At 42.9% G+C, this 13,743-nt stretch carries 13 protein-coding genes; 5 read left to right on the top strand and 8 right to left on the bottom strand.

The window, feature by feature from the left end:
* Positions 1 to 202 precede the first annotated feature (202 nt).
* From ACPEGP_RS05130 to ACPEGP_RS05115, 4 genes are all read left to right on the top strand, one after another.
* Positions 203 to 634, top strand: coding sequence for an HIT domain-containing protein (locus tag ACPEGP_RS05130; RefSeq protein WP_144296506.1), 432 nt, complete (start codon positions 203 to 205; stop codon positions 632 to 634).
* 364 nt (positions 635 to 998) lie between these two features.
* A complete protein-coding gene (locus ACPEGP_RS05125; protein ID WP_286796553.1) occupies positions 999 to 1,340 on the top strand; it encodes a hypothetical protein in 342 nt (113 codons plus the stop codon).
* Positions 1,341 to 3,242 carry a neutral/alkaline non-lysosomal ceramidase N-terminal domain-containing protein gene (locus ACPEGP_RS05120; RefSeq protein WP_423814144.1) on the top strand — a complete coding sequence of 634 codons (1,902 nt, stop codon included), beginning with the start codon at positions 1,341 to 1,343 and terminating at the stop codon, positions 3,240 to 3,242.
* 452 nt (positions 3,243 to 3,694) lie between these two features.
* The gene (locus tag ACPEGP_RS05115) at positions 3,695 to 5,125 is read left to right on the top strand and encodes an adenylate/guanylate cyclase domain-containing protein (protein ID WP_423814143.1); all 1,431 of its coding nucleotides are present in this window, start codon (positions 3,695 to 3,697) and stop codon (positions 5,123 to 5,125) included.
* Positions 5,126 to 5,226: 101 nt separating this feature from the next.
* Here the strand turns inward: ACPEGP_RS05115 and fdx are convergent, their stop codons facing one another.
* The 8 genes from fdx to ACPEGP_RS05075 form a co-directional block, all read right to left on the bottom strand.
* Positions 5,227 to 5,565 (bottom strand): ISC system 2Fe-2S type ferredoxin, encoded by a 339-nt coding sequence (gene fdx, locus ACPEGP_RS05110; RefSeq protein ID WP_068404490.1) that lies wholly within the window; start codon positions 5,563 to 5,565, stop codon positions 5,227 to 5,229.
* 111 nt (positions 5,566 to 5,676) lie between these two features.
* Positions 5,677 to 7,554 carry a Fe-S protein assembly chaperone HscA gene (gene hscA, locus ACPEGP_RS05105; protein ID WP_423814142.1) on the bottom strand — a complete coding sequence of 626 codons (1,878 nt, stop codon included), beginning with the start codon at positions 7,552 to 7,554 and terminating at the stop codon, positions 5,677 to 5,679.
* A 223-nt stretch (positions 7,555 to 7,777) separates the two neighbouring features.
* Positions 7,778 to 8,368: a Fe-S protein assembly co-chaperone HscB gene (gene hscB, locus ACPEGP_RS05100; RefSeq protein ID WP_423814141.1), complete on the bottom strand. Its 591-nt coding sequence runs from the start codon at positions 8,366 to 8,368 to the stop codon at positions 7,778 to 7,780.
* Between the two features lie 187 nt (positions 8,369 to 8,555).
* Positions 8,556 to 8,876 (bottom strand): iron-sulfur cluster assembly protein IscA, encoded by a 321-nt coding sequence (gene iscA / locus ACPEGP_RS05095; protein WP_068404485.1) that lies wholly within the window; start codon positions 8,874 to 8,876, stop codon positions 8,556 to 8,558.
* A 226-nt stretch (positions 8,877 to 9,102) separates the two neighbouring features.
* On the bottom strand, positions 9,103 to 9,516 hold the full coding sequence (iscU, locus tag ACPEGP_RS05090; RefSeq protein WP_423814140.1) for a Fe-S cluster assembly scaffold IscU: 414 nt from the start codon (positions 9,514 to 9,516) through the stop codon (positions 9,103 to 9,105).
* 228 nt (positions 9,517 to 9,744) lie between these two features.
* The gene (locus ACPEGP_RS05085) at positions 9,745 to 10,971 is read right to left on the bottom strand and encodes an IscS subfamily cysteine desulfurase (protein WP_423814139.1); all 1,227 of its coding nucleotides are present in this window, start codon (positions 10,969 to 10,971) and stop codon (positions 9,745 to 9,747) included.
* The gene (locus ACPEGP_RS05080; protein ID WP_102076829.1) at positions 10,968 to 11,495 is read right to left on the bottom strand and encodes an Rrf2 family transcriptional regulator; all 528 of its coding nucleotides are present in this window, start codon (positions 11,493 to 11,495) and stop codon (positions 10,968 to 10,970) included. Before ACPEGP_RS05080 ends, ACPEGP_RS05085 begins: the two co-directional genes overlap by 4 nt.
* Before the next feature lie 499 nt (positions 11,496 to 11,994).
* Positions 11,995 to 12,642, bottom strand: coding sequence for a hypothetical protein (locus ACPEGP_RS05075; RefSeq protein ID WP_193032354.1), 648 nt, complete (start codon positions 12,640 to 12,642; stop codon positions 11,995 to 11,997).
* A gap of 601 nt (positions 12,643 to 13,243) precedes the next feature.
* Here ACPEGP_RS05075 and ACPEGP_RS05070 point away from each other — a divergent pair.
* Complete coding sequence (locus ACPEGP_RS05070) at positions 13,244 to 13,555, top strand: HU family DNA-binding protein (protein ID WP_223808465.1); 312 nt, start codon at positions 13,244 to 13,246, stop codon at positions 13,553 to 13,555.
* The last annotated feature ends 188 nt before the right edge of the window (positions 13,556 to 13,743 follow it).

The raw sequence follows: 13,743 nt of genomic DNA, 5'->3' as shown, positions 1-13,743 counted from the left end.
ACAGCAAATACCATACGCTAAGACAATCGGTCACGGCGCTATTTTATCGCTTGGATAACTGATAAAATAGCGGCATCTTATATTTAGCCTGCTGTTTCTTTAAGCATAATGTTTTAAGCGTATTATAGTTTAGTAAATTCAGTTCTGCTTTTCGGTATTTTAATTCCATTTATTTGAGCGTCATAACAAGAGAACCGTCATTATGTTCCAACTTCATCATAAACTTGCAGCCGACAGTTTTTTAGTGGGTGATTTCCCATTATCAACCTGTCGTTTAATCAATGATTGTCAGTTTCCATGGTTAATATTGGTACCGCGGGTATCAGGTATCAAAGAATTATACGAGCTATCTGAGGCAGACCAGGCGCAGTTTTTGCGTGAGTCGAGCTGGTTATCAAGCCAACTTGCTAAGACTTTCCAAGCAGATAAAATGAATGTCGCTGCCCTCGGTAATCAAGTACCGCAGCTACATTTTCATCATATCGTCCGCTATCAAAACGACATGCAATGGCCAAATCCAGTATGGGGCATTCCTGCCGTTCCTTATACCAAAGAAGTGTTGGCGCAAATGCAGCAAACGCTGATGATGGCGCTGCGTGGTCATCATCAAATGCCGTTCGATTGGCAAATGTAGTTAAGCTTTAGATAATGGTTGATAAATGTGACTTTAGTACTTTTTATTTAAGTCGTTTTATCTAAGCCATCTTATTTAAGTAAGTATGCTCAAAGTAAAATCATAGTAAAGTGGTTTTTAAGGGCAATTGAAGGTTTGGTTGCTATAAAATATTCTACATTTATTTGTTAATCGTTATATCAGATAGTGGGTTGGTTAAATGGACATAGCCAACTTATGTACTCGCAGTCGTTTTCGTGGATTGATGTGTATTGGTAGTTATCAATAGTTATCATTGATTAAGCGCGCATCACAGGTTGCGGGATATTTAATCTTAGACTGAGATTTTTCAGTTGAAGATTTTACTCTATGTTAAGGATAACAAATGGCTACTTCCTCTATCGCACCTCCACTATTACGACCTTTTATGTTACTCATCTCTATTTGTACCACTGTATTGAACCTAACGGCATGTGAGACGGATTCAACGGAGTCTGCTTCAACACAGTCGGCATCCGTACAATCTGTGGCAGCCTTGTCCGATTTGGGGCCAACGATTAGTGAAAATGCTACTGCCGCAGCGGACAGCTCTGTCACGTTAAATCGTAGCGCTTCTGCTATGTCTATGAGAACAATGCCGACAAGTCAGTATCTCGTTGGTAGTGGTAAGGCAGATATCACCGGAGCTGCTGCCGAAACTGGCATGTTTGGTTATGCGGCGGGGTAGGTGGTACAAGGTATCAACGACCGTTTGTACTCTTATGCTTTTATTATCGGCGAAGCGGACAAAAATACGGGCAAACGCGTCGTCTATGTATCAGCAGATATGGGCGCTATGTTTACCGCGGTAAAACTTGAGGTCATTAAACGTCTAAAAGCGGATTATGGTGACTTATATAACGATGACAATGTCATGCTCGCAGCCACGCATACCTATGTGAGTAACGCCGGCTACTCACATCAGCAGCTGTATCAAATTGCCAGTACCGATGACACGCTAGCAGGCTATAGCAGCCAAAACTTCAATGCTATCGTCAATGGTATTGTCACCTCAATTAAACGCGCTCACGCTACCTTGACGCCAGGGACGTTATCTTTGGCGCAAGGCGAGCTAAAGGGTGCGACAGTCAATCGCTCGGATTTTGCCTATAACAATAATAACGACGTCAAAGATTTTGATAGTAATGTCAATAAAACCATGACCCAGCTGCGTCTTAATGACGCCGATGGCACCCCAGTGGGTCTGATCAATTGGTTTGCGCTGCATCCAACGAGTTTTAGTAATAAATTTATGCACCTGAGTGCTGATAACAAAGGCTTTGCTCAGCGCGGCGCGGAAAAGATTTTTGGCGGAGCATCAGACAAGCCGTTTGTCGCAGCTTTTGCCAATGCTGATGAAGGCGATATGCTGGCGGCAGGTGGTAATGCCAATTCTAAACCGGGCTTTCAAGGTAGCGATAACGAGTGGGAAAACGTTAGACGGGATGGGCAGATGCAGCTGGATAAAGCGGTTGAGCTTTGGCATCAAGGCGTGCCGGTTGCTGGACCAGTAGACGTACGCGCGCGCTGGATTGACTTAAAGGGCTATCAGGTCGAAGGTAAATTCACCAATGGCGCGGGTAATAAAGTCTTATGTATGCCAGCTCGTGGTTACTCGTTTGCCGCTGGCGGGGAGAATGGCCCCTCGAATATACCTGGTATGTATGAGGGCATGACCCGAGAAAATTTCCGTATCAATGACGATATCAATAAAGTCGATCAATCATTTTTGGGCAGTTTAACGCGCGGCGCGTTTGGTATAGTATCAACCGTCAGCCAAGATGATTGTCAGGCGGAAAAACAAGTCTTATTGCCAACGGGAAGCTGGGGCTGGATTAATACTCAACAGCCGGTGCAACTGATGCGTATCGGTAATATCGCTCTCGTTGCCATCCCTGCCGAGCCGACGACCATGGTTGGACGCCGGATGCGCGCTGCCGTGCTTGCTCAACTACAAGACTCGGGGGTTGATACCGTTATTATTAATGGTTTGGCGAATAACTATAGCGGCTATTTGAGCACGCGCGAAGAATTTGCTACTCAGTATTACGAGGGGGCGTCTACTGAGTATGGTCCATATCAAACCGCTGCTTATATCCAAGAATACACGCGGCTGGCTGAAGCGCTGTGTGATGGTATAGAAGTCTATGACAGCGCCACACCGCCTGATCGCTCAGGCAAATCCTTTAACGAGCGTCCAAGGGTGGTCTTCGACGATAAGCCTTTAAAACAAGCTTGGGGACAAACCCTCACTCAGCCTAAAACCAGTTATCAAAAGGGTGACATTGCTACGGCAGTATTCCGCGGTGCTCATCCCAAAAATAATCTACGTACCGAAGACAGTTTCTTAAAAGTACAGCGTCTTGACAATGGTAAATGGGTCGATTATCTGAGTTATAGTGATTTTGATACCACTTATACGTGGCAGCGTGGAGGAGCGGCGTATAGTAAAGCCATCATTGATTGGCGAATAGCTAAGGACACCCTAGCAGGTACTTATCGATTGACCCATCAAGGCGACTGGAAGAGCGGTTGGACGCATAAAATTAAGCCTTATTCAGGCGTTTCTAATAGTTTTAGTGCGCAATAACTGTTTTTATTCAGATAGTTGTTGAGTATGGGCTTATATTTATTTTTCACTTCAAAAAAGTCAGATAGATATTATCTGGCTTTTTTGTCTTTGTTATGGTTATTAACTCAAGTCGTTTTTAATGCAAATAGTTTTTATTAATCATGAGCTTTACACTGCTTTTTATGGCTAATAAGCGACAAGTGGTATGCTTTTACTTACCAGTGTCCTAGGTAAGAAGGCATTAAAGCCGTATAATAGATAGATTTCCTATCTACTTATATTATCAAATGTTGATAAAGCGATTTACTTATTAACGCATTTACTTGTTAACTTAAGGGCATAGCAACCTGAAAGCTTATTAACCTAAGTACTTATTAATCTAAAGACTGCGCAAAAACATATGTTGATAGAAAATCCGCTTTAATTTTTATTCAAACCTTCGACAGTTTTCCTTTAAGCGAACCTTGACTATGGTATTTTTTGAAACCACAAGCCCAAAGATTCCTGTACAGGGTGGTAGTAGTAGCAATGCCTATCGATTTGATTATCCAGAAATTTTTGTTTTAATACTAACGGTTATATTGCTCGCGATACATTATAACTTTAGTCCGACGTCGATGGCGCTCGCTGTCGTGGTTTGTCTGCCGAGTTTGCTGATTTTAATTTATAACTATCGCCGTCCAGCCAGTTTTTGGACGTCTAACATTGTTATTATTTTATCTTCAGCGGTCATAGGTTCGATACAGTTTTGTGCAGTGATTTCGCTCAGTCTAGCAGCGCTCATCGGTATGCGAATTATTCTTAGTAGCCCTGAAAACCATCTTAAACTTCTCGCTGCATCAGTAGTGACGGTCATTGTCTTTTATTACGTCAGTGTGACTTTAAATAGTACTGAGATGGACTGTCACGACAGCTTTGTTACCCCTGCAGTGTTATTGGCCAGTATGATTGTGATACTGTGCCATTTTCGCCATGTTTATCGTGATTATGTAGATTATGAAGCGCGAGCGCGGCAAGCGGCTGGACGTCTAAATACCATGGTTTCTGTCATTAATAAACTGACGCGCTTTGTACCGCCGCAAGTTTGGGAGCCAATCGTTAAATCTGACAGTCCCGTTAGCGTCGAAAATAAACGTGCCAAACTGACGATGATGTTTTCAGATATTGTCGGCTTTACAGAGCTGTCCGATAGTTTGAGCGCTGACAATTTGGCAGACATTCTAAATACCTATATGCATTGTATGACGTTAATCGCCAATAAGCACGGTGCGGTGCTGGATAAGTTTATCGGCGATGGGATGGTGTGCTTTTTTGGCGAGCCGAACAGTCGAGGGCCGCGCCAAGATGCGCTCGATTGTGTGGCAATGGCGATAGATATGCGCCGTGAAATGCGCACCTTGCGGCAAAAATGGCGGCTGCTCGGTTTCGAGGGTTTGTATATCCGTATCGGCATTACCACCGGCTACTGTCACGTCGGCAATTTTGGCAGTAACAACCGTTTGAGCTATACGCTGATTGGTAAAGAGGCCAACCTTGCGTCAAGGCTTGAGGCAGTCGCGGGTAAAGGCCAGATATTTATTAGCGAAAGTACCCATGATTATATTTCGCATGATTATGACTGTGAATATGTCGGTGCTTTTCAGCTCAAAGGTTTTGATGATAAGGTAAGCGCGTGGCAAGTACGCGACCCCGATGAAAATAAAGGTCAGTTGTCAAAATGGGTGGATCATACGCTACCTGGTTTTAATTTGCATTTGAACTTTAAAGACATGCAAAATAATGACTATCAAGATATCAGAAATCGCTTGAATCTAGCGCTTGCCCGTATCGAACAAGAAGAGCAAGCAGCGCTGCTTGAGATAGTCACAGCAAGTAAGCAGGAAAATATCAGTCATAATTAGGTACAGATTGATTGCGACTTGAAAGTATTTATAAAAAGAAAAATCCAGTTATGATAAATAACTGGATTTTTTAGTTTCATTTCATGCTTCAGCTTTATTATTTAATGATTTTCTTTCGCATGGTTCAACGTATATTTAGGAATCTCAATCGTTAGATCATCATCTTCAAGCATCACTTGGCATGATAGGCGTGAGTCAGGCTCTAGACCCCACGCGCGGTCCAATAAATCCGCTTCGATATCGTCCATCTCATCTAAGGTGTTAAAGCCTTTACGCACCACGACATGACAAGTGGTACAGGCTTTCGACATCTCGCAAGCATGTTCAATCTTGATGCCCTTTTCAAGTAGCGCTTTACATAAGTTTGTGCCCGATTCTAGCTCGACTTCGGTGCCTTCTGGGCAGATTTCATGGTGAGGTAATATTGTAATTTTTGGCATAAGTTATTCGTCCGCTGCTAATCAATTAAAAATAAAAAAAGGGTCAATCTAGTATAGTTGTTAGTTTAGCTTCTTAAGCGCCTATCATATAATTGGTATAAATGCTATCTACTACCAATCTTGCGCACTGGTACCCGACATACTTGCTTTGACGCTTTGATTCATAATACGCGCGGCAAAAGCATCACTGTGTGGCTTTAATTTGCCTTGCGCGCTTTCAATAACGGTTAAGTCGTCGGTGCTAAGCGCGGTTTGCAAGGCTTGCATGCTCACGGTCAACGACTGCTGCTCTTCAGGTGTGATTAACGCCGCAAACTCGTTAAGCGCCGACTGTAGCGCCAATAATTCACGTTCCGCTTCTACTTTGGTCTCAATTAGCGAGCGCGCATTCTTGTCTTCTTCCGCATACTTAAAGCCTGCGATTAATAATTGCTCTTTTTGCTCATCAGACAGACCATAAGATGGCACAATCTCAATTTTACTTTCAGTCTTGGTCGTTGTTTCTTGCGCACTGACGGTCAGCTGACCATTGGCATCAATACTAAAGGTCACTTCAATACGCGCAAAGCCCGCTTTCATCGGCGGAATACCATATAGCTCAAAGCGTCCAAGTGAGCGGCAATTATCCACTGTTTCACGCTCGCCTTGCACTACATGAATCACCATGCCGGTTTGACCATCTTGGTAAGTGGTAAAGACTTGGCGTTTTTTAACGGGAATAGGGGTGTTGCGCGGAATCAGCACTTCAACCAAGCCACCCATAGTCTCAAGACCGAGTGATAAAGGCGTCACATCGAGCAATAACAAGCTATTATCGCTGTCACCATTGACCAATTGATGCGCAGTTTGGGCAGCACCTAAAGCCACGACTTCATCGGGATTTAAGCGGCAAAGCGGTTCTTTCGCAAAGAAATCTGCCACCACCTGCTGGATAGCAGGCATACGCGTCGAGCCACCAACCAAAATGACTTCATCTAAGTCAGCGGCAGATAATTTGGCATCGCGCAGTACTTGCTCGCAGACACTTAACGTGCGGCGACTGACAGGCTCTGCAATTGTTATCAAATCGTCGCGGCGTAACACACCTCGAAAAGAGCGCTCATTGACAACAATGTCGATATCGACTTGCTCAGCATCGGTCAATGCTTGTTTATAGCTTTTTGCTTGCTGAGCAAGTATGGATTTGTCGTGCAGGCTCACGTCTTTAGGGTCAATATTTAACTGCTTAATCAGCCAATTGGTCAATAAGCGATCGATATCATCACCGCCAAGCGCACTATTGCCGCCCGTCGCTAATACTTCGAATACGCCATCGCTAAGCTTTAATATAGACACATCAAAGGTGCCACCGCCTAAATCATAGATGAGGTAGTAGTTTTCACTCTTGTCAGTGTTAGGCTGATCAAGACCGTAGGCAACGGCGGCCGCGGTTGGCTCATTTAATAAACGCAAAACGTTAATACCAGCAGCTTGTGCGGCATCTTTGGTGGCTTGACGCTGCGCTTCATCAAAATAGGCGGGCACAGTAATCACCGCACCTTGTATGCTGTCATCTGGCAAAGCGCTTGCGGCACGTTGCTCTAGCGCGGCTAAAATACGCGCTGACACTTCAACAGGAGAGACTTCACCTTGCGCCGTCACAAAAGCTGGCATGGCATCTTCGCTGCCACTTAACTCATAGGGATGGGAGAATTTAATATCGGCTTGACTACGGCCCATAAAGCGCTTAGCCGAGACGATGGTATTTTTTGGATCATCTGCTAAATGGGTAAGGGCATCATAGCCAACTAAAGGCTTACCAGCACTTGGATAGTAGACCACCGACGGCAACAAAGTATCGGTCGTTGTATCGGCTTGCAAAACTTGCGCCTTGCCTGAGCGTACCACAGCGACCAATGAGCGCGTCGTACCAAGGTCAATTCCTAGGCCAAAACGATGCTGGTGAGGTTGGACACTTTGATTGGGTTCGGCAATTTGCAATAAAGACATAAGAAAACTCAAAGATAAAATGAATTAAGTGAAATGGTACAAATACAATATATGGGCGACTAGTATTTAAAATTTAAGGAAGCGTTTAGATTTAACAAATCATAGTAAAAATGATAAAGCGCTTTTAATGTTTACAATTATACGGGATAGTAGTGGTTATTTTAACCATATCCACATATAAGCTCGTTGCTCGTAAATATAAACAGTCGTCCTTAGCATGACGTTAAACGTATAAATCATCGTCATCTAAATGCTCAGCAGACGCGACTTCATCAAGCCCCGTAGTAACATCGGCATCTAATTTCACCAAGAATTTTAATTTTTGTGTGGCATCAATCGCCGTTTGCCAATCTTGGCTCTGATAAGCACTATCAAAACGCTCAGATTGCTTATTTAGACGCTCGGTAATCTGCGGATGTAGTTGCTTCAGCGCGGCAAGCTCTTTGCCTTCAATCGCATCATCCAAATCCATACGCATTTGCATCGCATCTTCTAAGAAGTCCAGATCGGCAATCGAATGCTCTAAGTTCTGCGCCTGCCCAGCGATATCCAACAAGTAGCTGGCACGACTGTCAGGGGCACTTAACGTTTGATAAGCTTGGTTAATCAGCGCAGAAGCTTGCTCTGATTGCTGCTTAGCTTGTGCGCTATCCGCTACATTTTTGCTATCAGCGACAAGATTGTCCGGATGATAACGTTTTTGTAGCAGACGCAGCTGTTGATCAAGGCGCTCTTGGTTGACCGCAAACTGTACAGGTTGCTCAAAAAGAGCAAAGAAGTTATCAAACTGTGCGTCTGGCGTGATGTCTGTCATAGCGTCTACCTTTGTTTTTATTTATTCTTGTGAAGACTTACTTTTACTTATGCACTGTTTTGTTTACTGTCTGTTTTAAATACTGGTCTTTTAAAGTTCAGTACTTACTCAGTATCTAAGCGCTAACTCAGGTTTTAGGTGCTAAGCGCTCGTATATCAATCGTTTAGTGCGCTCTGGTTTAGAGCTCTAGACGGTAAACGATTCACCGCAGCCACATTCACCTTTTTGATTGGGATTGGTGAATTTAAAGCCTTCATTGAGACCTTCTTTTTCATAATCCATCACTAAGCCATCTAAATAAACCAAGCTTTTAGGATCAATAAAAATATTGACGCCACGGCTTTCATAACGGGTGTCGTTTTCATCAGGCGTGTCAACAAACTCTAGCACGTAAGCCAAGCCTGAGCAGCCTGCTGTACGGATACCTACTCGGATGCCTTCACCTTTACCGCGATTGTCCAAAAAGTCTTGAACATGCTGAGCGGCGCGTTCTGTCATTTCAATCATGCCAACTCCCATTGACTATCAATAATTGAGATAATAATTGCGGCAAAAGCGTTTTTATCAACACCACTGCCAATAAAGCGTTAAAAATAAATAAAAGGTGACAATTACATGAGCGTTATTGTCACCTTAGGGGCGTTAGTAGCTTCTAACGTCGTATTACTCATGTTTGTTTTCAAATTCGCTACTTTCGCCTATTATATAAATAAGCGCAAGGCTTTATATAAATTTAGCTGGTTGCTTCTTCTGTTACTGCCTCAGCTGTACCATGCTTACCTTTATAGTCGCTAATGGCGGCTTTAATGGCGTCTTCTGCAAGGACTGAGCAATGCACTTTTACCGGTGGTAATGCCAATTCTTCAGCGATATCCATATTTTTGATCTCGCCAGCTTGGTCCAAGCTTTTGCCTTTTAGCCACTCGGTGACAAGCGAGCTTGAAGCAATCGCCGAACCGCAGCCATAGGTTTTAAAGCGTGCATCTTCGATGATACCGTTGTCATCGACTTGGATTTGTAGGCGCATTACATCGCCACAGGCTGGGGCGCCAACCATACCCGTACCAACGTTTTTGGCATTTTTGTCAAGATTGCCGACGTTGCGTGGATTTTCGTAATGATCAATAACTTGGTCACTATAGGCCATGGGGTTTTCTCCTAGTTAGATGATGAGTAGCCACTTAAATGTTAAGTTATATAAGTAACTTTCCAAATAACTCACTTATTAAGTTTAAATGTCTGTCTACTCATCGATAATTGGGGTCAAACACATATTATAAAAATGGTATTTATAATTGTCTGATGAATTATTTGGTTTAATGCTTATACCTGATAACCATTAAACCTTTTTACTATTAAAATTTATGGATAAATATTAATGCTCAGACCATTCTACCGAGTCTAAATCAACGCCTTCTTGGTACATATCCCAAAGTGGCGATAGCGCGCGTAATTTGTCTACCGCTTCATGCATCTGTTTTACCACGGTATCGATATCTTCTTCGGTGGTATAACGACCAAAGCTAAAGCGGATTGAACTATGTGCCAACTCATCTGGGCGACCGATGGCGCGCAATACATACGATGGCTCAAGCGTCGCTGAAGTACAGGCTGAACCTGATGAAACCGCCAAGTCTTTTAGCGACATCATCAGTGACTCGCCTTCAACAAAATTAAAGCTGATATTAATGATGTTAGGCACGCTGTTTTCTAAATCGCCGTTTAGGTAAATCTCTTCGATATCTTGTAGACCGTCCCACAGTTTTTGGCGCAGCTTTGCCACGTGAGCATGGTCTTCTTCATAACGCTCATTGGCCAATGCAAATGCCGCACCTAGCCCAACAATTTGGTGCGTCGGCAGGGTACCTGAACGCATACCGCGCTCATGACCACCGCCATGCTGCTCAGCTTTTAGGCGAATACGAGGTTTACGGCGAACAAATAGCGCACCGATACCTTTAGGGCCATAGGCTTTATGACCTGAGAAACTCATCAAGTCAATTTTCATCTCTTCAAGATTAACAGGTATTTTACCAACAGACTGCGCACCATCGACATGGAATACAACGCCTGCTTTGCGAGTGATCTCACCAATCGCGGCAACATCGGTAATGGTACCAAGCTCATTATTGACCATCATTAGTGATACTAAAATCGTATCGTCACGTAGGGCTTCTTGTACTTGCTCTGGCAAAATCAAACCCGTACCAGCTTGTGGCTCAAGGTAAGTAATCTCAAAACCTTCTTGTTCAAGCTCACGGCAAGTATCTAAAACTGCTTTGTGCTCAATTTTACTGGTAATGATGTGCTTGCCGCGCGACTGATAAAAATGTGCCGCGCCTTTAATAGCTAAGTTATCTGATTCTGTCGCGCCCGAGGTAAAGACGATTTCGCGTGGATCCGCATGAATCACTTCAGCCACTTGCTGACGAGCCGTTTCTACCGCTTCTTCTGCTTGCCAGCCATAACCATGTGAGCGTGATGCTGGGTTACCAAAGATGCCGTCTACCGTCAGATATTCGCTCATTTTAGTAGCGACTGACTTAGCAACTGGCGTCGTGGCGGCATAATCTAAGTATATAAGGTTGTTATGTTGGCTCATGCTGGGTTTGCCTCGCTGGTCGATAGAGTAATAGTGTTGATGTCTTTTGTGGACATATCTTTTGTAGCAATGTCGTTTGGAAACGTGAGGTGCTGACGGTCTGAGACTGACTGCACATGTTCCATGTCTAATAATTGCGCTAATGTTATATTTTTCAAGTATTGTTCGACATGATTTGATAAAGCGCACCATAAATCATGCGTTAGGCACATTGTACCACTTTGACAATCGCCGCGTCCGCCGCACTGCATCGCATCGACAGATTCATCGACGGCAGAAATGATGCTCATCACATCAATCTGATCAAGGGGCTTGGCTAAGTGATAGCCGCCAGCCGCGCCGCGGATACTGGTGACCAAACCGCGCTTACGAAGCTTGGAAAATAACTGTTCAAGATAAGAGATAGATATCGATTGCCGCTTAGCAATGTCAGATAAAGAGACGGCGCTGTCTTGTTGGCTGGTTTGCAAAGCCAAATCAAGTAAAGCGGTCACGGCGTATCTGCCTCGAGTAGTCAAACGCATGTGTTATCTCCAATCCTTTTCATAAAAAGTTTATTTAACAACGAACTTAGTCTTGTCGTATTCCAAAAGTGCATGGTTATCAATAGGTTCTTTATAGATTTAATAGATTTATAATCGACTTATTGGCCGCTGACGGTTAGTAACTCGCCGTACTTGCGCTTCTATTTAGGAAAATCATCTATCGACTAAGTGGTGTCTTGTCGCTATTAAACAGCAGATGGTTTACCCGATGTGTGCAACGATAGGGTAATTATACTCAATCCTGAGTAATTTAGTCAAGATTAAAGTGTGGTTGAATGGTGAGTGCGACTTATTCCTATCATTGATAAAAACAATGATAGGAAATATTAAGGCTTAAAAGAGAATGAATACGCGAACGCGCAGGATGTGAACTGCAGAAAGGAAGCAAGAGCGCTTAATAAGTCTACATCCTATTAAACGCGATACAAGGTTAGAAAAATAACTTTAAAAACACGTTATCACTGCAGTTAGTAAGGCATTAGGTCATGATAAATAAAGCAATAATGGCAGCGATAGCGATAACCGCAAAAATAATTGCGGTAATGATAAAGGTCTTCTGCTTACTTTGCAGTTCTTTAACCGTGGTTTCAAGTTCACGGTTTTTAATGGTCAAGGTGTTGATTTGAGTTTGCTGCTCCTTAATACGCAGCTTATAACTCTCCTTTTTTTCTGCCATTTCGGCTTCGGTAGGTTTGGTCTTACCTTTGCCGCCCTTAATCTTTTTAATCAGCCCTTGAATCAGACTACCAAAACCAAGCTGCATAATAAACTGCTTCACCAGCTGTACTTGCACCGCCTCGCCGCGCATTTGCAGCTTTTCAGTCGACTCAGTATCGTGGGTAATGATGGCATTAAGCACTTGAATGCTATAAGCGTTGATAATAACGTCAGGCTCACTACGGCCGATAGGCAATCTATCGTCTAATAACACCCCTTTAGTAGTAAATGTGGCGAAAACCTCTACATGAGGCAAGTATAACCTAAGCGCGACGACCGTCTCTTGCTTGGCGAGTGGATAAGCGGCTTTACGGAGTTCTGGGTCTAAACGTAACAGCAGGGTCAGCGCCGACTCGATAAACACCAATATGATATTAAGAAAAGAGTGAGACAACGTAGAACGCTTCATGTAAATAATCCGTTTTTATTGTTTAAGTTAAAGATAAAAGGACAAACAAATATCAAAATCAACCCAAAATGTACAATGCAATCGCGCTTATAGTAACGCCTTTAGTATAAAAAGTAACGCACGTTTCTGTCAGTTGGTCAGTCACTACCTTATAATTTGCTCATCTATAAAGACACCAAAATTTATGACTGGTAATGCATTAGTTGGGCTTGGCAGCCGTTTTTCGATCCAAGTTTATGCTTTAGTTTTTAATTTTGCTTGTTAGTATAAAAACTGAGTTTTGGCACCTGCATCATATTTGAGTATTTAGGTTATAAAGGCAAAATGCATAAAAGAGCCAATACAAAGATAGGTGCTTTATTTGATAGGTGCTTTATTTCGTTAAATCCTATAAGCTAAAGTAGCGATTTAATAGAAAATTTGCAGCAGTTTTAAGTAACATTGAGTGTCAAATACGTAGTAGAGTGCACAAAAATATGTAAAATCGCTTGCGCTCCTTATGCTGCCTTGATATAAAGGCGTTAACAAAGCGAAACCTGTTTATGCGTGAGGCCAGTGGTTTTTATTGCTTAAGTACTCTGAGAGCGATACAATACTTGGCGTGAGCGTTTTTTACCCCCTAAAACTTGAAGGAAATTTTATGAATAAGTCAGAATTAATTGATAGCATCGCCGAAAAAAGTGGTCTAAATAAAACTCAAGCTGGCGAAGCTTTGAATGCAGTAATGGAAAGTGTTGGTGAAGCGCTAGAAGCTGGCGACAGCATCTCATTGGTTGGTTTTGGTACTTTTAGCGTAAAAGACCGTAAAGCGCGTACTGGCCGTAACCCTAAGACTGGTGAAGAACTTAGCATTCCAGCAAGCAAAGTACCAAGCTTTAAAGCCGGTAAAAACCTAAAAGAGCGTTTAAACTAAGCCGCTTTGTTTAAGCTGTACTCTTTTTAGCTATTCTATAATAAAATAATCAAATGCTCGTTGACGACGTGATACACGAATAAAAACAGCGTTGGTTGGCAGTAAAATAATAGATAGCAACTCATGACTTAACGATTCATTAAGTCATGAGCGAATAACCAAAAAAGCACCTAGAGATTAGGTGCTTT

The organism is Psychrobacter sp. 219-2-C (assembly GCF_049560815.1).
Lineage (GTDB): Bacteria > Pseudomonadota > Gammaproteobacteria > Pseudomonadales > Moraxellaceae > Psychrobacter > Psychrobacter faecalis.
The sequence above is the reverse complement of the archived record's forward strand: the minus strand, read 5'-3'. Positions and strand labels throughout refer to the sequence as shown.

Bases quoted from the DNA above. Each gene is read 5' to 3' on its own strand.
- ACPEGP_RS05085 (WP_423814139.1), bottom strand. From the start codon at position 10,971: ATGAGCCAACATAACAACCTTATATACTTAGATTATGCCGCCACGACG.
- ACPEGP_RS05115 (WP_423814143.1), top strand. From the start codon at position 3,695: ATGGTATTTTTTGAAACCACAAGCCCAAAGATTCCTGTACAGGGTGGT.
- ACPEGP_RS05130 (WP_144296506.1), top strand. From the start codon at position 203: ATGTTCCAACTTCATCATAAACTTGCAGCCGACAGTTTTTTAGTGGGT.
- ACPEGP_RS05080 (WP_102076829.1), bottom strand. From the start codon at position 11,495: ATGCGTTTGACTACTCGAGGCAGATACGCCGTGACCGCTTTACTTGAT.
- iscU (WP_423814140.1), bottom strand. From the start codon at position 9,516: ATGGCCTATAGTGACCAAGTTATTGATCATTACGAAAATCCACGCAAC.
- hscA (WP_423814142.1), bottom strand. From the start codon at position 7,554: ATGTCTTTATTGCAAATTGCCGAACCCAATCAAAGTGTCCAACCTCAC.
- hscB (WP_423814141.1), bottom strand. From the start codon at position 8,368: ATGACAGACATCACGCCAGACGCACAGTTTGATAACTTCTTTGCTCTT.
- fdx (WP_068404490.1), bottom strand. From the start codon at position 5,565: ATGCCAAAAATTACAATATTACCTCACCATGAAATCTGCCCAGAAGGC.
- ACPEGP_RS05075 (WP_193032354.1), bottom strand. From the start codon at position 12,642: ATGAAGCGTTCTACGTTGTCTCACTCTTTTCTTAATATCATATTGGTG.
- iscA (WP_068404485.1), bottom strand. From the start codon at position 8,876: ATGATTGAAATGACAGAACGCGCCGCTCAGCATGTTCAAGACTTTTTG.
- ACPEGP_RS05125 (WP_286796553.1), top strand. From the start codon at position 999: ATGGCTACTTCCTCTATCGCACCTCCACTATTACGACCTTTTATGTTA.